The sequence below is a fragment of the Streptomyces sp. B15 genome, from assembly GCF_018070605.1.
GTDB classification, from domain to species: Bacteria; Actinomycetota; Actinomycetes; order Streptomycetales; family Streptomycetaceae; genus Streptomyces; species Streptomyces smyrnaeus.
Window position 1 is genome coordinate 17,124 of sequence record NZ_JAGPXJ010000063.1, and the last position, 20,373, is coordinate 37,496.

The following is a 20,373-nucleotide window of genomic DNA, read 5'->3' on the forward strand; positions in this document are numbered from 1 at the left end:
TTGGGCGCGGCCGCCCCCCGGCGCAGAAGATGGGGGTATGCGAATCGACGTGCTCGGTGCCGTGCGGGCCCTCCGCGACGACGGCACCCCGGTTGACCTGGGCGGACCCCGCCATCGCGAGGTACTCGCCCGGCTCGTCGCCGCCGAGGGGCGGATGGTCACCACCGACACCCTGGTCGACGACCTGTGGACCGATCCGCCGGTCCGCGCCGTGGGCGCTCTGCGTACGTTCGTAGCCGCGCTGCGCCGAGCTCTCGAACCCGACCGGCCGCCCCGCAGGCCGCCCCGCGTACTGGTCACCGAGGGGCCCGGCTACGCGCTGCGCCTGCCGCGCGAGGACGTGGACGTCCATCGGTTCCAGGACGTTCTGACCCGTGCCCGGCGCGACCCCGACGCGGTGACGGACCTCGGCGAAACACTCGCGGCCTGGCGCGGACCCGCCTACGCCGATGTACTCGACTCCGCGTGGGCACAGCGCGAGCGGACCCGGCTGGAGGAGTTGAGGTTGGAGGGGGTGGAACTGCGCGCCCGCGTCCTCCTCGACTCCGGGGAAGGAGCCGAACTCATCGCCGAACTGGGTTCCCACGTCGCCGAACATCCGTGGCGCGAGCCGGCCTGGGGGCTGCTCGCCCGCGCGCTCCACCGCGCGGGCCGCCAGGCCGACGCGCTGGCCACCCTTCGCCGGGCCCGCGCGATGCTCGTCGACCAACTCGGGCTCGACCCCGGTGCCGATCTCCAGCACCTGGAGACGAGCATTCTCAACGGGTCCGCACCCCTCGAAGGAGCCCGTACCTCGTGGACCGGCCCTGGGGTCCCGCTCGGCCCGCGCACCACCGTGGATCTGGCCCGCACCCTCGCGCTGGCGGGTGGCGACGCCCTCGTCCACTCACGGCGCGACCGCCTCGCCGCGCTCCAGGCGGCAGAGCGCACCGGAGACCACTCCCTGACCGCCCGGATCATCGGCGCCTACGATGTGCCCGCCATCTGGAGCCGGGCCGACGACCCCGAGCAGTCCCGCGCCGTCGTGGCAGCTGCCGAGCGCACGCTCACCGCGCTCGGCCCCGACGGTCCCGCCGATCTGCGTGCCCGCCTCCTGGCCACGGTCGCCGTCGAGAGCCGCAGCGCCGACCTGTCCGGGAGCGAGCTGCAACGCGCGCGGCAGGCGGCGCGGCAGGCCGAGGCGCTGGCAAGGGACCTGGCCGATCCGGCCCTGCTGGTGTTCGCCCTCAACGGGGTGTTCCTGCAATCCTTCACCCGCCCCGGGCTCGCGGCAGTACGGGACGCGATCGGCGCGGAGATGCTCGACGTGGCCACCCGGCACGAGCTGCCGAACTTCGCCGTACTCGGCCGACTCGTCCGCCTGCAGTCCGCCTCAGCTCTCGGCGACCTCGACGCCGCGACATCGCACGCCGAGGCCGCCGAACAGCTCGCCGCCACTACGGAGGCGCCACTCGTCTCCGTCCTCACCGAGTGGTTCCGGGCCCGGGTCACGGCCGCCCGCAGCACCGAACCCGGCGGACCGACCGCCGCCGCGGCCGCAGCGCACTACCGCGCTGCCGAGGACGCCCTCCGGACGGCCGGAATGCCGGGACTGCACCGTGGCCTGTTCCCGCTCGCCCTGCTCGGACTGCGCCTGCTGCACGACAGGCCCGCGCCCACCGATCCGAACCTCGACTGGGGCCCGTACCGGCCCTGGGCACGGCCCCTTGTGCTGCTCTCCCAAGATCAGGTCGAGGAGGCCCGTGCCGCCCTCGCCGCAGCACCCGAACCACCGTGTGACCACATGCAGGAGGCACTGTGGTGTCTGACCGCGCACGCCGCGGTACGTCTGGGCGAGCGCGCGATCGCCGCACGCGCCGCGACCGCCCTACGCTATGCCCGCGCAGAGCACGCCGGCGCCGCCGGCGGAACGCTGACCCTGGGCCCCGTGGCGCGGTACTTGGCGGAGGCGGAGGCGTGCGCCGGGGCGGGGTGAGAACGAGAACGCCTCACCCGAATCGCGCGAGGCACAGCCCGGACCCACCGTGATTTTACGGCTTGTGACGGCGCGTCAGGTCGACTACAGCCGAACCCACTCAAGCTTCGTGCATGGCCCGGGTTCAGCCGGGGGCAAGGGTGGGGTGGCAGCGGCAACGGGCCTGGAAGGAGGTTTCTCGTCCGCGCTGATGACGTACTCGTCCTCGCCGAGCGGGACACCGTCCCAGGTGCGGACGTACAGGTCCAGCACCCGTTCGGCTTTGGCGCGGAAGTCGGGGTCGGTGAGGAAGATCCAGGAGCGGTGTTGCCGGGGTTTGAACGCGTCCTGGTCCAGCCAGCGATGCACGGTGGAGGTCGGCACGAACACGGTGACGCCCCGGATCTGGCCTCGCAGGCCAGCTCCGGGCACGACCAGCGCGACAGCCGCGCTCCGGTCTCGGCGGGCAATTGGTTGGCCAGCGCCTTGACTTGGGCGGCTGGCAGCGCCGTGAACGACGGCGGGCGACCCCGAGCGCCGGCGGTCGGCCAGGTCGAGCACACCGTCCTCGGCGAATCGGCCTCGCCACTTCCGCACGGTGTCCAGGTGCAGGCCCACCTGTCGGGCGATGCGTGCGTTGGAGCGGCCCCTGGCCGCATGCAGCACGCTCTGCGCTCGCATCCGGGCCTGGTAGAGGGTCTTGCGGCCGTAGGCCATTTGCTTCAGCCGGGCAGGCCGATCAGCAGAAGTGGGTCCTACCGGCCGCACCTGCCGCAGCACCCGGCACCGCAGCTGTACTGCGGGACTCGAACAGGTGCTGCGGCGCGGATGCTCAGGCTACTTTCCGCTGCCTTCGGCGAGGGTGTGGGCGACGAGCGCGTTGGCGTGGCCGTGGCCGAGTCCGTGCTCGGTCTTGAGCCAGGTGACCAGTTCCATGTGCTTGGTCAGGGGCGAGGTGCGGATGAGGTCCTTCCACTCCGCGATCGGGCGGCCGTACTTCTTCTCGATCGAGGGGAAGTAGCTGGCGGGGCCCTTCACCGGTGCAGTCATGAATGATGTCCTACCTGTTCATTTCGAAGGGGTCATGTTTGCCGTCTTGGTGCGCATCGGGTGCCGATGCCTACCGCTAGTTCTGCGCGGGCGGGAGGGCCGTGGCCAGCCGGGCGGTGACCGCAGTCAGCCACAGGAGGCCGAGGGCGGCTCCAGCAGTGAAGGCCAGCACGGTGGCGGAGGACGCGGCGAACCCCACGAGGATGCCGAGCGGCACCAGGCGGGAGCCCAGGGCCCAACCTCGCCGGCGCCGGGCGGCGAAGTGGCGGGCCAGCATCAAGAAGGCCGCGCACAGGGCGAGGAAGCCCGCCGTGGCGCTGAGCATGTGGAGGGCGCCATGCCAGCTGAGGGAGGGGGCTGGGGCCTCGGGGGTACCGGCAGGGAATCCGGCGCCCGCGTCGGCGGTGAATACCGCAACGAGGAGAAACGAGGCACCGAACACGCCAACCAGTCGCGACACCCAGTGGCCTTCGACCGTACCGGTCAGTGCGCGGCGGATCCCGGCGGCGCCGACAATGGCCAGCACCCCGGTCAGTACAAAGCTCGCCACCTGGATCCAGCCCAGGTCGCCCAGGCTGAGCTGCTGATCGCGTTGCGGGTGAAGTCGAAACTGTCGCGGGAGAGTCCCTGGACCACGCCGACGCCCAAGAACAGCGGACCTCCCGCGATGCCACCCGCCAGCAGCGCCCGCGTCCTTGACCACGTCGTCGATACGGAGGCGGCTGGAGCGCCGATGGCCTGCGTCATGCAATCCCCTCTGGATAGAACTAGACGGTTTGGTACCCCTCTGGAGCCAGGGATAGAGTAGACATGAAAGAACTGGACTGTCCAGTACTAATCAGAGGGTGAGGTATGGCAGTGAGCGAGGAAAGCCGGTCGGCACGCAAACATCAGGCGATCATGGTTGCGGCGACCAAGGCGTTCATGACCAAGGGCTACGCCGGGACCAGCATGGACGACATCGCGAAGCTCGCCGCGGTCTCCAAGCAGACCGTCTACAAACACTTCGCCGACAAGGAGAAGCTGTTTGCCGAGATCGTCCTTGCCACCACCGACCGGGTCGACGCCATGGTCGACCTGGTAGCGGACATCCCGGCGGACGCCCATGCTCTCGAAGAGAACCTCACCCGCCTGGCTCGCCAGTTCCTGACCGCCCTCACCCAGCCCGAGGTGCTCCAACTGCGGCGCCTGATCATCGCCAACGCCGACACCTTCCCCCAGCTCGGCGCCGCTTGGTACGAGCAAGGCTTCGAACGCGTCCTGGCAACACTCGCAGCCACCTTCCAACAGCTGGCCGACCACGGACTTCTCCGCACCGCCGACCCCCACCTGGCCGCCCACCACTTCTCCGGCCTGCTGCTCTGGATCCCCGTGAATCAGGCCATGTTCCATGGAAGCCCACAGCACACGCAGAACGAACTCGACCACTATGCCGACGCCGGCGTCCGGGCCTTCCTCGCCGCTTACGGCTGACCCATGACGCCCGGCCACACCGACCCCGGCACCGGAAGAAGACGCCGAACCAGTTGTCCCTATTGTTCGAGGACCGACTCAACACTCGGCGAACTGCAGCGACTTGCACAAAGTCACTGACACGTCCGCAATCGAACCGGCTGTGCCGGCGGCGACTCCCGCAGTCGGCGACGTAGTTCGTCGGCTGCCCGAGCTCCGGAGAGACGCGGACCTGGTTCACGACGACCAGGAACGGACCGACCACAGCGGCCGGGCCCGCGGCGAGGCCGAAGGGGCCGACAGCAACCCGGCACGCGCCGTCGCCCCGAAGGCGGTCGGCGTGCTGCGGAGTGCCCATCGCCGTGACGTGCGCTCCCGCGTCGACAGCGAACTGCACCACAAGGCTGCCGCCTCCCGTGCAAGACGCTGGACGCGGCGTGAAGCGGCAGGCACAGCGGGCCCTTGCCGCCCTGAGCCGGGAGTTGAGCGGACGCGTCGACATCGAGCCGGTGCTCGCCCTCCGCGGTGCCCCGTCGGCAGCCGGGACGCGTTCGGGATTGACGGCGTCCTCGTCGTCGCGGCCCGCCGTCTCCCCGCCGTGCTGCGCTCCCGATGCCGTACGGCTCTGACCGCGAAGGAGATCGCCCGGCTTGCCGAGGCCGTCGACCGGGTCCTCCTGGCCGCGTAAGCACTGTGCCCGGCCCTGCGCCGTGCGCGCACGCTGCCCGTCTCGTGGCTCCACCGAGCCGGAGCGCGACGGAGGCCCCGCACCACCCCACCTCGGACGCGTCGGGGCGTCAGCCGGGCGCCACGACGCCCGCTTGGGCAATGAGCATGTCCAAAAGCGAGAGCAGCGCACCGCGCACGTCGTCCCGGGAGCGGGCATCGAGCATGAGGACGGGTGTGTTCGGCTCACGCAGATGCAGCGCCGCCCGGATCTCCTCGACGCTGTACGGCTGTTCGCCGTGGAAGCAGTTCGCGCCGACCACGAACGGAAGTCCTCGGTTCTCGAAGAAGTCGACTGCCGGGAAGCTGCGGTCGAGGCGCCGTGTATCGACCAGCACGATCGCCCCGAGGGCTCCGTTCAGCAGGTCGTCCCACATGAACCAGAAGCGCTCCTGGCCTGGTGTGCCGAACAGGTAGAGGACGACCTGTGCGTCGGTAAGGGTGATGCGGCCGAAGTCCATCGCGACGGTGGTGACCGCCTTGGACTCGATGCCGTCGAGGTCGTCGATGCCGACGCCCGCGCTCGTCAGCCGCTCCTCGGTGCGCAACGGCTCGATCTCGGAGACCGTCTCGACCAGGGTCGTCTTGCCGACTCCGAATCCCCCGGCGATGAGGATCTTGACGGGGTTCGCTTCCTGGGCAGGGGCGTCATATCCGGGCAAGGTTGTCCCTGATTCTCATGAGCAGGTGGACATTACTGGTCTCGGTTGGCTCCAGGGGTGACCGGTGTTCGATCAGCCCCCGGTCCGCGAGTTCACCGAGAAGAAGCGTCGTCGGAGTGAGGCGCATATGCATGCGCGCCGCGATCTCGGCGACCGCGAGGCCGCCCGGCGGCGGACACATGGCGAGGACGGCCTGCCACTCGGTGGGCAGACCGGCGTGACCGTCCGCGACGGCCACCGCCGTGATCGTGGTCTCCATGGTGAGGACGGTGTGGGTAGCCGCCGTACGTCCATCGGTCAGCGCGTACAACCGCGTCCGGCGGCGGCCACCCTGTCGCGGCTCGAGCTCGTCCGCCATTACGACGGCTGCGTCCCGCTGCGCTCAGGCGTGCTCAGCCACTCACCGAGCGCCTGGGCAGTCCGCACGGCTTCACCGCCCAGCTCCCCGAGCCGCGCCTTGCGGGAGGTCACCACGATGAGCGTGCTGCCTTCCCCGCACCCGACGATGCAGAGATAGCTGTCATCCATCTCGACCAGCTGGCGGATCACCCGGCCGCCGTCGACCTCCCTGGACAGCGCCTTCATGGTGGCCGCGATGCCGGAGGCGGCGGCCGCTATGCGCTCCGCCCGGTCCCGTTCCAGCTCGTACGAGCTGAGCTTGATCCCGTCGTTGGACAGGAGTACGGCTCCCTGGACGCCGGCGATCCTGCTCAGGTTGTTGTCCAGGACGCTGTAGATCATGTCGTTCGTTGTCGTCGTCATGGCTGATCCTGTCGGAGCTCTTGTTCCACCATCTGGGTGCCGTGTTCGTAGTCCGCCCAGGCGTCGGCCACCTCTTCGGGCGTCGCCGCGTCCTGACGGGCGTCGGTTTCCGCTGCGCTCGGCGTGCGGAGTTGCTCGGCGATGTGAGCCTGCGGGACCCGCTCGGGGAGGGCGGGCTTCGTGTCGTCGTCCCGTGTCACGGGCGGGGCCGAAGACTCGCTCTCCACCGGCCGGTCGGGCGAGCGCACCGGCGTCCCACGGCTGGGCAGCCCGGTCTCCGTGTGCAGAACCAACCCGGGCTTGCGCTCGTCCTTGCGCTCGTCCTTGCGCTCGTCGGGAAGGGCCGGTACCGGAGTGGACGGCGCCGACGCGCGCCGCTCTTCTGTGCCCGCCCGGGCTTCTGCCCCGACCGGTTCGGTCGGCACCAGCAGTCGCTCGGGAAGGACCACCACGGCCGACGTCCCCCCGTACACCGAGCGGCGCAGCGTCACCGTGGCGCCGAGCTGTTCTGCGAGGTGGCCGACCACGAAGAGTCCGAGCCGGTGAGCGTTCTCCGCCAGGACGGAGTACGGCGGAGCCGAGTGCAGACGCCCGTTCATTTCCTCGTAGGTCGCGACGGTCACCCGGGGCCCGCGGTCCTCGATCTCCACCGACAGACCGTCCGTCACCAGTTCGGCACGTACGACCACCTTCGACCTCGGTGGGGAGAACCGGGTGGCGTTGTCCAGGAGTTCTGCCAGGAGGTGGCTGATCTCGCTGATCACCCGCGGCGTCACGCTGATCTCGTCCAGGGACTGGCGCTCGATCCGCCGGAAGTCCTCGACTTCCGCGGCGGCTTCACGCAGCAGGTCGGCGACGCGCATGGGCTCGGTGTGCGGGTCGGGAATCTCGCCGCCCGCCAGGATGAGCAGGTTCTCGATCTGCCGCCGCATCCCCACCGTCAACTGGTCGGATCGCATCAACCGGGCGAGCAGTTCCTCGTCATGGCCGAAGGTGTCCTGCAGTTCGTCGGTGAGGGCCAGCTGGCGGCTGACCAGGTTTCCGGTCCTCGAGGCGATGCCCGCGGCGAACATCCCGAAGCCCTGCCGCTCGGCCGCGAGTTGTGCGTGTCCGTCCACGGACACGGAGACGACCCGGGCGAACGCGTCGCTGATACGTCCGACCTCGTCCTGGTCGCCACTCACCGCAGGCAGCGCGTCGTCGTCGACGGGCTGCCCGCGCTGGAGCTGGGCCACGACACTCGGCAGCGTGTCGTCGGCGATGGCCACCGTACGCCGGTGCAGAGCGCGCAGGCGGTGGAGCACGGAGCGGGTGGTGAGCACGATGACGGCCACCACGGCGAGCACGGCTCCGCCGATTCCGACGATCAGCCAGATGGCCTCGGTCTCCAGTTCCGTGGCCTTGGCATCGGCGCGTGCGAGCACGGCGCGCGCCTGCTTCACATTGAGCGCGTCCAGGCGCCCCACGAACTGTTCGTGCGCGGCCTGCCAGTTGTCGATCTCCTTGGGCAGCTTGACGCCGGAGGCGACATTCTGGTGGTCGGAGATGACAGCGTTCTCGATGCGGACCTTCGTCTTCCAGGCGTCCGAGCCGAGGACCTGGTTGTAGGCCGCTCTGTCCTCGGCCGTCAGATACGGCTCGACCCACTCGGAGTACTGGTACCGCTGGGAGCCGACCGAGTCAACGAATTCGGTGAACGCGGAGGGGCTTATCTGCCTGGACGGCCCGGCCAGCAAGAGGACGGCGGTCTCGCGCGACACCATCTCGGACACCGAGAACATCGTGACGACCAGGCCGCTCTCCTGGATGAAATCGGCGTCCTGCGCGTCGCTGAAGTCGTCCTGATACAGATGAATGATGTGGTCGATCAGGCCGGAGTAGTAGCCGATCGTCCGTTCCGCGCCTCCGCTGCGGGCGTCCGCGCGCTCGCGGTACGCGGCCAGGTTCGCGAGATCGCGCTTCAGCTTCGCGAGGAGGCTCTGGTCCTCGCGCCGCTCCGCCGGGACTCCGTCCGCCGATCGGAGCAGTTCGTCCACGGCCCGGTCCGTGGCCGCGCGATGGTCGCGCAGCTCGTCCTTGGACACGGAGCCGCCCGCCAACCGTGCGGCGGTCGCGGTCCGTTCGGCCTGCACTTCGACCATCAGCCTGGACAGGGGTACGCCGACCCGCTCACCGACCGCCACGTCGGTGCGCAGATGGTCCGACTCCTCCAGCAACGGCTGTGCGGTCAGGAAGACTTGGGCACTCATGGCCAGAATGGGGACGATTGCCAGCCAGATGAGCAGTGTGCGCAGGCGCACGGTACGGCGCCGACGAGTCGTCGACCGCCCTCGCGGGCCTTCGGGTTCTATGGGAGCCATCAGTCCTCGGGAACGGTGAAACAGCGGGTACGGCTCAACAGCCGAGACCGGACGCAGTCCTGGGGTGCGGACCGGGGGAAGTCCGGTTTCGGCTTCGGCAGGGCGTGGGGGATGACGATGATAACCAGCCACACCGAAGAAACGGAGAGATGACTTCCGTAGACAGCATGTGGTACGGCGACGGAGAGGTTGCACGCCGGAGCCCGATTCGAAACCCAATCGAGATGACCAGCCATCCCGGCCGCCCCGCACGGCGAGAACCCCCTGTTCCGCTGTGGCCGTCCCATTGACCCACGGCACGACCCAGCCCTCATCCGCAGTAAAGCAGCTGCGGAGGCAGCGCGCCGCCAGCAGTGCCGCGCCCACGCTCGGCGGGTTGCTCCAGACGGGGCTCGGCGGTAGCTCCAGCCCGTGCGGTGCGTGGGGGTGTCGTGTGCATCGGCATCACGTCGGCGAAGTGCGGCACCCGCGTGCAGGAGCACAGCAGCAGTGCCGAGGCAATCGTGCGACAGGCGCTGCAGTCCGCCGGCTGCTCCGGCAGCCCTTCGGCCTCGGCGAAGCGCCGGCCGTGACCACTACCGAGGTCACCCTGCGCGAAACGCCTCTCGATCAGCGCCACTCCCCCGCCCATCACTCCGGCGAACCATGCCGGTCACAGCACAGGGCTACCCTTCGTCGGAGGTGGTGGGCCGCGTCCGGCCGGGCTCAGGCGGCTCGGCCCGTTGGGCGCGGAGGTGCAAGACGTCCCCGATGAGCAGGTCGTACACCAGTACCCCGATCACCCCTCCGACCAGCGGCCCGACGATCGGAATCCACCAGTAGCCGCTGAACGAACCGGGCATGCTGCCCGGAAATGCCAGATCCTTCCAACCCGCCATCCAGGTGAACAAGCGCGGGCCGAAGTCGCGGGCCGGGTTGATGGCGTATCCCGCGTTGGCCCCGAAGGACATGCCGATGGCAGCCACCACGAACCCGATCATCAGCGGGCCGAGATTCGCCTTCACGGCCGTGTTGCGCAGGTCGATGATCGCCACCACCAGCATGACCAGGAAGGCGGTGCCGACGGCCTGGTCGATCAGAGGCCCCCAGATCCCGCCATTGAAGTACGGCGCCGGGAACGTGCCGAAGATGGAGAACGACGCGAGTGTGTGCCCGCCCGTCTTGGGGCCCTTCATGGCGGCATCGAAGGTGTCGATGGCGTCGTGGTACACCGCGTAGACCAGCGCCGCCCCGGCCAAGGCGCCGAGCACCTGCGACGCCCAGTAGGGGACGACCTTGGCCCAGGGGAATTTACGCCGAACAGCGAAACCCAGCGTCACCGCCGGATTGATGTGGGCCCCGCTGACGCCGCCGGCCACGTAGATACCTAGGGCCACGGCCATTCCCCAGCCCCATGTGATCAGCAGCCAGTCCCCGGCACCGAGAAAGAACGTCGTGGGCCCCGAGGTACGCCCTGATCCCGGCAGCGCCGCGACCGCCATCGCCACCACGCCGCAGCCGAAGGAGACGAGGACGAACGTTCCCAGGAACTCCGCCAGACATTCACCCCACAAGCCTCCACGGCGCTTCAGCCGAGAGGACTTCAGCAGGGGCTGGATTTCGACGGCCATGTGTTCCTCCCACACTCGTCCGGTCGCGTCCTGGCACAGCTGCCCGCGCCGTGATGCGGCGGATACGGGAGGCACGGGCCTGCTTTCCCGCCGCCCTTCTCGCGTCAACCGCGTCGCCACAGTAAATCCGCGCTGCGGCGACCGCGACTCGACCTGTGCGGGCAGAAACAGCGCAGCAGCCCGCGTGAGGCTGCCGGTTAGGAGTCCGGTGATGGCGGGCGCAATCCGTGGCGGCGGGTCTTCCCCGGACTCGCCGCAGGCCGGTGCTGCTCCAGGCGGCTCCGCAAGCTGATCGGACAGGGGCGGCCTAAGCTCCGTGCATTCCCACGAACACCCCCACGACGGCTGCCCCTGCACCAATCACCCAACCGGTGAACACTCGCAGCCCGGTCCCGTACAGCCCGCCCTGCGTCAATTTGAGGAGCTCGTGCCCGAAGATGCTGAACGTTGTAATGGCTCCGCCCAAGAGCACGAGCATCTGACTGGGCAGGTCGCCGGCGACTACGTTCCCCAAGAAGACGCCCAGCGCGATACAACCGCTGCAATTGACCGCAAAGGCGGCCCACGGAACGGGTTCGCCGGGCCACACCTTGAAGAGCCCCTTTTCGAGGCCGAAACGCAATGCGGCTCCGCCCACTGCCCCCAAGAGCATCAACAGTGGCATCACGGGGCGCATTCCTCTCAGCATGGTTCGGGATGGTGGGGAAGTCTGCGGAACGGGCGGCCTACCGACATGGAGTGTGGCCGACTGATGGGCTCCGGACGGAGCTGCGATGGCGATCGGATCGAACATTCACCTGAAAGGTCGACCGCCCGGGAAGCCGAGGCGGGTGGCGCCGGTCTTGTTGCACGGCCAGCCGGTCTCCTCGCTGTTCAGCGTGGAGCGGTGGAAGACCTTGCCCAGGCCCGGGTCCCGCGCCCTTCCAGCGGCCTCCTGCATTGACCTCAGCCCGTCGCCGGGACTTTTCGCATTCACTCGTTCAGGTCGACGATCACGTACGCCACGGCGAGCGACGGCCGGGTCCGGGTGGCACCGGCCAGGGGACGGGCCGTGCCTGCTCCACGGATGAGCACCACGCAAGAAGAAACTCGAGGCGCTGCTCGGCATCTGCGGTGTCAGCCTCTGCTGCACGACCAAGATGCGCTGGAACACCCAGGACAAGTGGTTCACTCGAAAGAGATCGCCCACACCCCACTCATCGACGACGACACCTTCGGCATCGACCTCATGGCCCCCGGACCGTCTCCCGGTGGTTCAGTGAGTCCAAAGCCCGGCACTCACAGGCACAGACCATGCTCTCCCCGGCTCGGACACAAGCCGACGGACCAGCGCCCCCGGGGAAGCCGTCGCGAAGGTCGTCCGCCCGGTCGGCGATGCCGCCGCCGCAGTCCAGCAGGCAGGCCGAGCCACAGGACGAAGCCGAGCCCTACAGCCGGCTCGGACTCCAGCTCACCTACGCCGCAAACAAGAGCCCCACAGTCACAGTCCTTGCCGAGACCACACCCGACGCCGGCGACAGCACATCCCCATGGCCTAACAGGAAGCGTGGGGATGTGGTACGTGTCCGAGGCCTGGAGCCCGGGGCCGACCGGGTCGTTGCCGTCATCTCGCGTCGGTGCGCAGGCTCATACCCGCAGAACCTCGCGGGCGCGTACATCAGTGATGAGCGGATGAGTCTCCGTTGCTGGCAGCAGCTCCGTTGGTAGGCAGGGTGCGGTCGGTGGGCACGGGGCCAGGGAGGGCCTTTGCCGTTCGTTGTCCCCCAGGGCTGCGTTGTCCCCCAGGGCTGCGTTCGTTGCTCGCCCGCGCTGCTCCGGAAGCCTCGGGTTCAGGAAGGCCTCGAAGGGCCAGCCATGCCAACAGCGGCATCGCGGCGAGCGGCAGAAGTGCCGTGTGCAGCGTTGTGTGGTCGGCGAGCAGGCCCAGCAGCGGTGTGAAGACGCCGCCCACGGATATGGCGAGTCCGAGAGTGACGCCGCTGGCCGTACCAGCGTTCCGGGGCAGATAGTCCTGGGCCAGAGTGACCTGCAGGGAGAACGGAACGTAGAGCCCGACGGCGGTCAGCACGATGAAGGGGTAGATCAGCCCGCCGGGAGCCAGGAGGAGCAGGCCGACCGACGCTGCGGCACCGATGTAGGACCATCTGGTCACAACGATGCGGTCCCAGCGTCCGGCAAGCTTCCCTCCGAGGAGAGTGCCGACCGCGCCACCGGCGTAGAGCGCGAAGACGGCTGCCGAACCGGCAGCACTTCCGGTGACCTTCTGCTGCGCGTAGAGGGCGACGAACGTGCTCAGACCGACGAACACGATGGAGCGGCAGGCCACCGCCACCGTCAGTCGTCCGAAAGAGGGCCAGTCCTGGCGCTGCGTCCGGGGTGATGTCTCGTTCCGGGAAGCCGGCCGAGAAGTCCTGCCGAGGTGGCGGATCACAGGCACGCATGTCAGCACGCCGATGGCTGCCGGTGCGAGCAGCAGGGGTGTGAACCGTAGCCCGCCCGACGCCGCCACTGCTGCCACCATCAGTGGGGCTGCCGCGAAGCCAAGGTTCCCACCCAGCGAGAACCAGCTCATCGCACGGTGACTTCCGGCACTCGCCGTCCGGGCCAACTGCGCGGAGACGGGGTGGTAGGCGGCGATCGCGATCCCGGCGAGAGCGATGAAGACCAGGGTCAGACCGTACTCGCCCACGATCCCGCTGACGGCGATCCCGACCCCACTGACTGCGGTGCTCACCGGCAGCAGCCACGGCATCCGCCTCCGGTCACTCAGCGCGCCGAAGGCCGGCTGAGTCACTGAGGACAGGAGCGAGGCGGCGGTGACGATGCCTGATGCGGCCGCGTATTCGTAGTGTCGCTCGGCGATGAACAGTGGAACCAGGGCCGCAACTGAGCCCTGGTAGACGTCGACGCAGGCGTGCCCGATGCACAGCAGGATGATGATGTTCCGTTGCATGCGGATCATCCTTGAGGCTGTCAGCTGGCGGCGAGTATCGATAATCTGCCGGGTAATGCCTCCAACCGGCCACTACTGATCGAGTCGGTCCGCGACCCCGGGCAGTGGTCCGGGCGGAGGTCCGGATCGAGCAGCGCGGCGGTGTCTCATGACAGCGGTGATTCATCAACGAGTTGCACCCACCAGGTCACAAGTCCTGACCCCCGGTTCGTGCATCGCTGCACATCGGCATGAGGAACACCAGGTGGTCTACTCGAGCCGAGGCATCCTGGCGATCCGGACCCCGTCGGGCTCGTGGATCGCTCCCCCGGATCGTGCGATCTGGGTGCCTGCCGGCGTGGAACACGAGCACACTGCTCACGGGTCGGTCGAGCTCCGTCTGGTCGGGATGCGCGGGATGCGTACCTGCACCGGTGCGCTCGGTACGGGCCGGCCAGAAGTCCTGCGAGTGACACCTTTGCTGCGGGAACTGATCAAGGAATGCGCCGGTGACGAGAACGCCGAGCAGCCGGAGCGTCGAAGGATGCGTGCGGTGCTGCGGGACCAGTTGGCCGTCGCGGAGCCGTTGCCCGGCTTCCTGCCCGCACCAACGGCACCAGTACTCCGCGACGTCGCCGGCCTCTTCCTCGCCGACCCGGCGGAGCCCCGCACCCTCGCGGAGTTGGGCCGGGCCGTGGGGGCAAGTGAACGCACGCTCTCGCGTCTGTTCAAGGCCGATGTCGGGATGAGCTTCTCGCAGTGGCGAGTGCGACTGCGCTTGCACCACGCGCTGACGCTGCTGGCTGACGGGCTTCCCGTCACAACGGTTGCGCACCGGTGTGGTTGGTCGTCGGCCAGCGCGTTCATCACTGCGTTCAAGGCGGCGTTCGGTTACACGCCGGGGAGCCGTGTTCGTTGAGTCGGAGCCCGTCAGCTGCGTAGCAACCGGTATCCGCGCCGTTCACCCTGTGAGCCGGCCCATCCTGACCGTTTCAGGTCATCGATCGACACCGCCCGCCCCGGCCCCGCGACCAGAGGTTGGCGAAGGCTCAATGTGCTGCTTCCGACTCGGTATCGGCTCGCGGCCGGCCATCGCGCGGTCCGAACGTCATCAGTGCCTCGACGTCATCTGCCGGCGTCCGGACGTAATCGTCGAGCCACTGCTCGACTCCCGGCAAGTCGGAGCGCCGTGCCGTCTCCAGGATCAGCTTCTCCCTGTCCAGCGAAGTGTGGCGCAGTGTGATGGCGCCGTCGTGCAGCAGAGCCCAGTGGGCGCCCGCCCGACCGTACGGGAGGCCGACGCTGCCCGGGTTGACGACGGTCCGCCCGGCCGCCAGCCGCGTGAACGGCATATGGGTGTGGCCGCAGACGACGGTGGAGACGGACGGTGGAACGTCCTCGAAGACCTCCTTCCACCGCTCGATGCGACTGTCGACGAGCACGACCTCCTGGTCGTCGCGGGGCGTCGCGTGACAGAACAGGACGGGGCCGAAGCCGTCGATCTCCATGGTCACCTGCTCCGGCATGACGTCCAGGAGCTGCTGGTGGTCGGGGCGCAGCTGCTCTGCTCCCCAGACCGACACGGGGTCGTCGCCCAGGCCCACATCGACACCACGTGACATCTGCAGCAGCTCGCGGTCGGCGTTGCCACGTAGTAGGACCGCTCGGTCGCCAAGGCTCACCAGTCGGTCCAACACCTCGGCCGGCTCCGGCCCCCAGACGTGGTCGCCCGTCACGAGGATGAGATCCGCAGAGACCACCGCAGGCTCTCCGAGCACCTGATCGAGCGGCCCGAGCATCCCGTGGATGTCGGACAGGACTGCCACCGTTCTCACCATTTCCGGAATCCTTCCGTGCGTAGCGCCGCAGCGGACGTCACCTGTCTGACAGTAGGAAAGCAGATCAGTTCGCACGGCCCGACCGCGGAATCCGAGCCCGAGCCCGCCCCCGATGCCGCCTGATCCTGCAGGGGTTCGATGCGGCTCGATCGACCGCGTCTCCACCGATTCACCAGCTCCTCGAAGGGGCGCGGGTAAGGATGCCGGCAGGTCCACCGTGTTGTGCGCAACAAGCTCGATCCGAGCGCCGGCCACCGCACCGGCCCCGGGCGGCCGGCGTGTCTTTCTCGCCGGCGAACTCGGCGGGCTCTCGGCGTGGTGGGTACCGGCTCTCTGGTTCCAGGGGCCGTCCTTTGCGGAACTCGCGCCGAGGCCGGCCCGGCGAGGGATCCCACCGGCTCGGTGCGTGAATGGGTCAGGCGCCGTTCCGGCGCCGACTACGGTCCCAGGGCGTGCCGGTAGTGTGCGGACGTATGGACAGCGTTGAACTGTGCGAGTTCGTGGCGGCCTTCGAGCACTCGATCGGCCGTGTCGAGGAGACCGGCGAGCGGGTGTCCGTCACCGACGGCGGCGAGCCGCTGGGCGCGCTCCTCCCGGCTGCCGAACTGGCGGAGCTGGAGCACTTTGCGCAACCGGTCCACGGCGGTCCGAGACCCCGGCCGCGAATGGTTCGGGAGCGTCCGGTCGGCCCGGAGCAACGGGGTCCCTACATCAGATATGTGCACGCCGACGGAGTGCGGATGACGTTCGCACGGGACCGGGCGGTCGTGGCCGAGCTGCGTTCCGTGGACGAGCTCGACTGGCTGGAGGACAACGCGCGTACCGGCCGCCAGGGCCACATGGACCCGAAGCAGGCGGCCGCGTTCGAGGAGTTCCTCGCCCGCCGGCCCCCGGTCGGCGACGGCATAGCGTGGATCGCCGACAGCTGGAGGGAACAAGAGCCCTTCACGGTCCTCGAGTTCATCAAGGGCCCGTCTCCCGAAGAGGTCGCCCTCGCCTACGGGGCCGACGCTCAAGACATCAGCGACGGGCTGCTGCTGCATCAGGTGCGGGAGCGGGACGCGCGGGAGGGCGGCGACGACCTTCTTCGTGTGCTCGTCTTCGGGGAAGCAGCCGGGTGGACGTGGCTGGGCTACCACGACTTCGACGACGACTTCTCCCGCTTCCTCGTCCCGCCTCCCCCGGAGCAGATCACGCTGACCGCAACCATGGCCAAGGCCATCTACGACTTCAGCTACAGCAAGGACGGGGTGTACCAGAACCCCTTCCCGATCGAGGACAGCGCTGAGACGCAGCGCGACATGTACGAGCTCATCTGGTACACGCCGGGCGAGACACCGTTCGCGCCGAACGCGCCGCTGGCCTTCCTCAACCCGCACATCCGCCGCGCGGAAGAGAAAACCGACTGGGCGGACGGCATCCCGCTGTTCTTCGCCGGACTGGAACAAGCCTTCGGCCTGTCCCTGCCCCGGGACGCGCTCGCATCGGGGCAGGTGCGCTGCGCCCGCCCCGCCCGCCGCTGAGCAGACCGCGTACAGCCCGCGTCAGTGCAGCTCGCGATGCGAGCACCTTTGCCAGCCCAACGGCAACGAAGAGTTCAGCCGCTCACGCCCCGCGCTGCGTCCTGGCCGCTGTCGCTCTCCCACAGAACCGCACGGAAGTCAGGCCCAGTCATGGCAGACCACGAGAACCAGTCGACCGATCGGGCGGCCGACGACGTCCGTCACGATCCGGCTGAGCAGTCGAGCGGCAGCACCGGCGGTGCGCTCGACGTCCTCCGGCGCCATCGCCGCGCCCTGTACGGCTTCACCCTCCGCGTGTCCGCCCTGACCGCCGTGCTCGGCTGCGCGATCGTCGCCGGAGGATTCGCGGCGACCTGGGAGACCTTCGAGGGCGTGCGGGACTACGCGGACCGCAACATCGCCAACGAGGATTCCTATGTGGCCTATGCCGACGGCAGCATGCCGCCGTTGCAACGGGCCGGTGCGGTGGTGTCGCTGCTGCTGCTCGTCCTCGCTCTTCTTGTCGTCTCCGTCCTGCACGCCGCGTACGCCGTCGCCGACTCCCACGCCAGGCGCGGCGGCGGCCCGCTCACCGTTCGCGAGTTGTGGCGGCGCACCCGCCGACGCTTGCCCGCCGCCCTCATGGTCAACGCGTTGGCCGGGCTGGTCGTGGGCGCCATGGCGATGGCAGGCCTGGTGCTGTGGGACCTCGTCGACAGGGGCAGGGTGCCCGGTGTCGAGCCCACGCCCCTGCACGGAACCGCGACCCCGCAGTACACGCTGGTGGGATGGGTACTGCCGATCGCCGTCTGCTGTCTCGGCCCGCTGGCGTACTTCCGCCTGTCGGGGGCGACCGCCGAGACGGTGGTCGAGCGCCGTTCTCCCTTCGTGGCGCTGTACCGCTCCTGGGTGCTGACCCGCCGCGCGCGGTGGCGCACCCTCGGGGTGGGTACGGTGGTCACTGCGGCCGCCGTGCTCGTCTTCTGGGTGGGCCGGTACGCGGCGGCCCCGCTCGCGCACTTCGCCGGACTCGGCATGCTGTGGCTCAGCGGCGACAACGTATGGATCACCGGCGTGCTGGTGAAGATCCTGCCGAGCGCCGTGGCCCTTCTTCTGCTGCCTCCGGTGATCATGCCTGTGGTGTGCGCGGTGTTCGCCCGTCTCCACGGGGATCTGCGCGCATGTGAGGAGGCGGGAGGGACGCCGGGACGGTAGCGCTGGGCCGCGCAGCTCGTCCTGGGCCGACCTCGGCGATCGTCCCACCACCGACGACGACCGCCGAGGCATCCACCGAGCACGTCCGGTGAAGACCCGCCTGTTCGTGACCGCGAACCGACTCACAGCCCCGCACCCCGCGACGCCCCTTGGGGGTGCCGTTGACCACTGATACAGATCGTCAACTGATCGGCTCTCACGGGACTGGTCGCTGTGCTGGTCCTGCGTAGGGTTTCCAGAAGGCGGCAGCGCGGCATTCGCGCACTCCGTCCACTGCCGCGCCGAGTGTTCAGGCGCATCCACGAGAGAAGGAAGCACACCCATGCGCGCCCTTGTGGTCGAGCACGGCGAGGCCGGGCCCGTCCGGTTCGCCGATGTCGATGAGCCCGTACCGTCCAGCGACGAGGCGCTGGTCGAGATACGGCACATCGGTCTCAACTTCGGAGAGCTGAATTACGTGCACCAGTGGCCGGCCGGCGTGGTGCACGGTCACGACGCGGCCGGCGTCGTGGTGCGCGCCGCATCCGACGGCTCAGGGCCATCCGAAGGTACGCGCGTCGCGCTGGGGATGTCTTCCCACGCGTGGGCGGAGCGGGTGGCAGTCAGCCCCGCCTCGCTCGGCACCGTCCCCGAGGGCGTGGAACTGGCCGACGGTGCCGCGCTGGGGATCGCGGGAGTCACCGCTCTGCGGGTACTGCGCAAGCGTTCCCTGCTGGCGCGCGACGTGCTGGTCACCGGCGCCAGCGGGGGCGTGGGGCACTTCGCCGTCCAGTTGGCGGCGCTGGCGGGCGCCCGGGTGACGGCACTCGTGGGTTCGCCGGACCGGGCCGCCGGACTCCGCGAACTGGGGGCCGACAAGGTCCTGACCGACCTGGCCGGGACCGAGGACCGGTTCGACCTCGTCCTGGACACGGTCGGTGGGCCGCTGATTGCCCAGGCGTGGAGTTCCCTCGCCGAAGGCGGCACCATCCACCTGGTCGGTTACTCCTCGGGGCAGGACACCACATTCCCGTCAGGGACCTTGTTCGGCTTCGGCGAACCCCGCGGCATCGCCACCTACGGCGACATGACGCCGACCAGCGGGGAGCTGACGGACCTGCTGGGCCTCATGGCCGCCGGGAGGCTCTCGGCACCGGTCGGACTGCGAGGCGACTGGCAGGAGGTGGACGAGGCCGTCCAGGCACTGTTCGCGCGGAAGGTGCACGGAAAGATCGTTCTTGACGTGGTCTGACGTAAGCCGTCCGTCGACGAGAATGGAAGAAATGGACGTACTCGCGGAAGCCTTGCGTGTATCGGGTGCGCGAGGGGCGCTCGGGGTCGTACTCAAGGCCGGAGGAACCTGGGGCCTGTGGCTGGACCCCTACCCGGGAGCGGCCCTGCACGTGGTTTCCCGCGGCACGATGTGGCTCCATGTCCCGGGCGCGAGCCCCCTGGAGGTGCAGGCAGGAGACGCCGTCCTGCTGTCGCCGGGCACCGCCCACGGGATAGCCGGCGGGTCCGGTATGACGATGGGTCCCTGCGACCGGAAGGCGACGGACCAGGCCCTCACCGACGGCAGCGCCCTGCACCTGGGCTCGACGCCGGCGCAGACGGAAGTGCTCGTCCTGCGCTACGAGCAGGACCCGGAGGTGAGCACGCCGGTGCTCACCTCCCTCGTCCGGCCGATGCACGTCACAAGCCGGGAGAACCCACAGCTCAGAAAGACCGTCGAGCTTCTCACGGCGGAGCTCGCGCAGCCGCAGATCGGCACCACCGCCGCCGTCAACAGCATCGTCGACCTTCTGCTCATCCAGTTCGTACGCGTCTGGCTGACCCGCCACCCGGAGGAGCAGTCCGGCTCATGGCTGGGCGCGATGCGTGATCCGGTCGTGCGCGACGCCCTGGCATGTGTCCACGCCCGGCCGGAACGCCCCTGGACCACCGAGTCGCTGGCGGCCGCGACGGCGGTCTCCCGGACGACGCTGTCCAGGCACTTCCGGTCCGCGCTCGGACAGACTCCGGGCGCATACGTGACGCAGTGGCGCATCGACCTGGCGTCCGTCCGGCTCCGCGACACCGACGAGCCGGTCGAGTCGATCTCCGGAGCGGTCGGCTACGCCTCGCCGCACGCGTTCAGCCGTGCCTTCCGACGTGCCCGAGGCATGCCCCCGGGCGAGTACCGCTCTCGACTTCGCAAGGGCTCGCAGGCAGGCGATCACCGACGGCACTTGAGCACGAATGCGGTCCGGGCGGGTGGGTAAGAGCGACGCGCGCCTCATCCGGCCTCGACTGGTGGGCTCGCATGATGAGGGGTCGCGTATTCCTCGTTGA

Annotated in this window: 19 protein-coding genes; 7 read left to right on the forward strand and 12 right to left on the reverse strand. The window is 69.2% G+C overall.

What is annotated here, in order from left to right; all coding sequences use genetic code 11:
• Positions 1–37 precede the first annotated feature (37 nt).
• Positions 38–1,975: an AfsR/SARP family transcriptional regulator gene (locus tag KBY19_RS24865; RefSeq protein ID WP_210966752.1), complete on the forward strand. Its 1,938-nt coding sequence runs from the start codon at positions 38–40 to the stop codon at positions 1,973–1,975.
• A gap of 84 nt (positions 1,976–2,059) precedes the next feature.
• On the opposite strand, the gene KBY19_RS24870 is transcribed toward KBY19_RS24865, so the two are convergent.
• The 3 genes from KBY19_RS24870 to KBY19_RS24880 form a co-directional block, all read right to left on the reverse strand.
• Positions 2,060–2,671 carry a helix-turn-helix domain-containing protein gene (locus tag KBY19_RS24870; protein WP_247691389.1) on the reverse strand — a complete coding sequence of 204 codons (612 nt, stop codon included), beginning with the start codon at positions 2,669–2,671 and terminating at the stop codon, positions 2,060–2,062.
• Positions 2,672–2,791: 120 nt separating this feature from the next.
• The gene (locus KBY19_RS24875; RefSeq protein ID WP_099877191.1) at positions 2,792–3,004 is read right to left on the reverse strand and encodes a DUF4287 domain-containing protein; all 213 of its coding nucleotides are present in this window, start codon (positions 3,002–3,004) and stop codon (positions 2,792–2,794) included.
• A gap of 76 nt (positions 3,005–3,080) precedes the next feature.
• Complete coding sequence (locus KBY19_RS24880; RefSeq protein ID WP_307843614.1) at positions 3,081–3,554, reverse strand: DUF998 domain-containing protein; 474 nt, start codon at positions 3,552–3,554, stop codon at positions 3,081–3,083.
• Between the two features lie 302 nt (positions 3,555–3,856).
• Here KBY19_RS24880 and KBY19_RS24885 point away from each other — a divergent pair, with 302 nt between their 5' ends.
• Positions 3,857–4,477: a TetR/AcrR family transcriptional regulator gene (locus tag KBY19_RS24885; RefSeq protein ID WP_210966753.1), complete on the forward strand. Its 621-nt coding sequence runs from the start codon at positions 3,857–3,859 to the stop codon at positions 4,475–4,477.
• A gap of 776 nt (positions 4,478–5,253) precedes the next feature.
• Here KBY19_RS24885 and KBY19_RS24890 read toward each other — a convergent pair.
• The 8 genes from KBY19_RS24890 to KBY19_RS24925 all read right to left on the reverse strand — a co-directional run bounded on the left by KBY19_RS24890 (position 5,254) and on the right by KBY19_RS24925 (position 13,529).
• Entirely contained in the window at positions 5,254–5,844 is a 591-nt protein-coding gene (locus KBY19_RS24890) for an ATP/GTP-binding protein (protein ID WP_099877200.1), read from the reverse strand.
• Positions 5,831–6,202 (reverse strand): DUF742 domain-containing protein, encoded by a 372-nt coding sequence (locus KBY19_RS24895; RefSeq protein WP_099877202.1) that lies wholly within the window; start codon positions 6,200–6,202, stop codon positions 5,831–5,833. Before KBY19_RS24895 ends, KBY19_RS24890 begins: the two co-directional genes overlap by 14 nt.
• Entirely contained in the window at positions 6,202–6,606 is a 405-nt protein-coding gene (locus tag KBY19_RS24900; RefSeq protein ID WP_099877205.1) for a roadblock/LC7 domain-containing protein, read from the reverse strand. The genes KBY19_RS24895 and KBY19_RS24900 overlap by 1 nt, the downstream gene beginning before the upstream one ends.
• Entirely contained in the window at positions 6,603–8,855 is a 2,253-nt protein-coding gene (locus KBY19_RS24905; protein ID WP_247691391.1) for a nitrate- and nitrite sensing domain-containing protein, read from the reverse strand. The genes KBY19_RS24900 and KBY19_RS24905 overlap by 4 nt, the downstream gene beginning before the upstream one ends.
• Positions 8,856–9,631: 776 nt before the next feature.
• Entirely contained in the window at positions 9,632–10,576 is a 945-nt protein-coding gene (locus KBY19_RS24910) for an MIP/aquaporin family protein (protein ID WP_099877215.1), read from the reverse strand.
• 307 nt (positions 10,577–10,883) lie between these two features.
• Positions 10,884–11,240 (reverse strand): CrcB family protein, encoded by a 357-nt coding sequence (locus KBY19_RS24915; protein WP_180289529.1) that lies wholly within the window; start codon positions 11,238–11,240, stop codon positions 10,884–10,886.
• 129 nt (positions 11,241–11,369) lie between these two features.
• Positions 11,370–11,516 carry a hypothetical protein gene (locus KBY19_RS24920; protein WP_180289530.1) on the reverse strand — a complete coding sequence of 49 codons (147 nt, stop codon included), beginning with the start codon at positions 11,514–11,516 and terminating at the stop codon, positions 11,370–11,372.
• Positions 11,517–12,233: 717 nt separating this feature from the next.
• Complete coding sequence (locus tag KBY19_RS24925) at positions 12,234–13,529, reverse strand: MFS transporter (RefSeq protein WP_210966755.1); 1,296 nt, start codon at positions 13,527–13,529, stop codon at positions 12,234–12,236.
• Between the two features lie 148 nt (positions 13,530–13,677).
• On the opposite strand from KBY19_RS24925, the gene KBY19_RS24930 reads away from it, so the two are divergent.
• Positions 13,678–14,427: a helix-turn-helix domain-containing protein gene (locus KBY19_RS24930; protein WP_099877224.1), complete on the forward strand. Its 750-nt coding sequence runs from the start codon at positions 13,678–13,680 to the stop codon at positions 14,425–14,427.
• A 130-nt stretch (positions 14,428–14,557) separates the two neighbouring features.
• On the opposite strand, the gene KBY19_RS24935 is transcribed toward KBY19_RS24930, so the two are convergent.
• A complete protein-coding gene (locus KBY19_RS24935) occupies positions 14,558–15,346 on the reverse strand; it encodes a metallophosphoesterase (RefSeq protein WP_210966756.1) in 789 nt (262 codons plus the stop codon).
• A 473-nt stretch (positions 15,347–15,819) separates the two neighbouring features.
• On the opposite strand from KBY19_RS24935, the gene KBY19_RS24940 reads away from it, so the two are divergent.
• The 4 genes from KBY19_RS24940 to KBY19_RS24955 all read left to right on the forward strand — a co-directional run bounded on the left by KBY19_RS24940 (position 15,820) and on the right by KBY19_RS24955 (position 20,303).
• Complete coding sequence (locus KBY19_RS24940; RefSeq protein WP_210966757.1) at positions 15,820–16,869, forward strand: prevent-host-death family protein; 1,050 nt, start codon at positions 15,820–15,822, stop codon at positions 16,867–16,869.
• 150 nt (positions 16,870–17,019) lie between these two features.
• Complete coding sequence (locus KBY19_RS24945; protein WP_247691392.1) at positions 17,020–18,063, forward strand: hypothetical protein; 1,044 nt, start codon at positions 17,020–17,022, stop codon at positions 18,061–18,063.
• Between the two features lie 322 nt (positions 18,064–18,385).
• The gene (locus tag KBY19_RS24950) at positions 18,386–19,294 is read left to right on the forward strand and encodes a zinc-binding dehydrogenase (protein WP_099877232.1); all 909 of its coding nucleotides are present in this window, start codon (positions 18,386–18,388) and stop codon (positions 19,292–19,294) included.
• Between the two features lie 31 nt (positions 19,295–19,325).
• Positions 19,326–20,303, forward strand: a complete 978-nt coding sequence (locus KBY19_RS24955; protein ID WP_185015989.1) for an AraC family transcriptional regulator — start codon at positions 19,326–19,328, stop codon at positions 20,301–20,303.
• Positions 20,304–20,373: the final 70 nt, after the last annotated feature.

What these genes read in the sequence shown, in the direction of transcription:
- KBY19_RS24865 (WP_210966752.1), top strand. Translation starts at nt 38, where the DNA reads ATGCGAATCGACGTGCTCGGTGCCGTGCGGGCCCTCCGCGACGACGGC.
- KBY19_RS24870 (WP_247691389.1), bottom strand. Translation starts at nt 2,671, where the DNA reads ATGGCCTACGGCCGCAAGACCCTCTACCAGGCCCGGATGCGAGCGCAG.
- KBY19_RS24875 (WP_099877191.1), bottom strand. Translation starts at nt 3,004, where the DNA reads ATGACTGCACCGGTGAAGGGCCCCGCCAGCTACTTCCCCTCGATCGAG.
- KBY19_RS24885 (WP_210966753.1), top strand. Translation starts at nt 3,857, where the DNA reads ATGGCAGTGAGCGAGGAAAGCCGGTCGGCACGCAAACATCAGGCGATC.
- KBY19_RS24895 (WP_099877202.1), bottom strand. Translation starts at nt 6,202, where the DNA reads ATGGCGGACGAGCTCGAGCCGCGACAGGGTGGCCGCCGCCGGACGCGG.
- KBY19_RS24900 (WP_099877205.1), bottom strand. Translation starts at nt 6,606, where the DNA reads ATGACGACGACAACGAACGACATGATCTACAGCGTCCTGGACAACAAC.
- KBY19_RS24905 (WP_247691391.1), bottom strand. Translation starts at nt 8,855, where the DNA reads ATGAGTGCCCAAGTCTTCCTGACCGCACAGCCGTTGCTGGAGGAGTCG.
- KBY19_RS24910 (WP_099877215.1), bottom strand. Translation starts at nt 10,576, where the DNA reads ATGGCCGTCGAAATCCAGCCCCTGCTGAAGTCCTCTCGGCTGAAGCGC.
- KBY19_RS24915 (WP_180289529.1), bottom strand. Translation starts at nt 11,240, where the DNA reads ATGCCACTGTTGATGCTCTTGGGGGCAGTGGGCGGAGCCGCATTGCGT.
- KBY19_RS24920 (WP_180289530.1), bottom strand. Translation starts at nt 11,516, where the DNA reads ATGCAGGAGGCCGCTGGAAGGGCGCGGGACCCGGGCCTGGGCAAGGTC.
- KBY19_RS24925 (WP_210966755.1), bottom strand. Translation starts at nt 13,529, where the DNA reads ATGCAACGGAACATCATCATCCTGCTGTGCATCGGGCACGCCTGCGTC.
- KBY19_RS24930 (WP_099877224.1), top strand. Translation starts at nt 13,678, where the DNA reads ATGACAGCGGTGATTCATCAACGAGTTGCACCCACCAGGTCACAAGTC.
- KBY19_RS24935 (WP_210966756.1), bottom strand. Translation starts at nt 15,346, where the DNA reads ATGGTGAGAACGGTGGCAGTCCTGTCCGACATCCACGGGATGCTCGGG.
- KBY19_RS24940 (WP_210966757.1), top strand. Translation starts at nt 15,820, where the DNA reads ATGGACAGCGTTGAACTGTGCGAGTTCGTGGCGGCCTTCGAGCACTCG.
- KBY19_RS24945 (WP_247691392.1), top strand. Translation starts at nt 17,020, where the DNA reads ATGGCAGACCACGAGAACCAGTCGACCGATCGGGCGGCCGACGACGTC.
- KBY19_RS24950 (WP_099877232.1), top strand. Translation starts at nt 18,386, where the DNA reads ATGCGCGCCCTTGTGGTCGAGCACGGCGAGGCCGGGCCCGTCCGGTTC.
- KBY19_RS24955 (WP_185015989.1), top strand. Translation starts at nt 19,326, where the DNA reads ATGGACGTACTCGCGGAAGCCTTGCGTGTATCGGGTGCGCGAGGGGCG.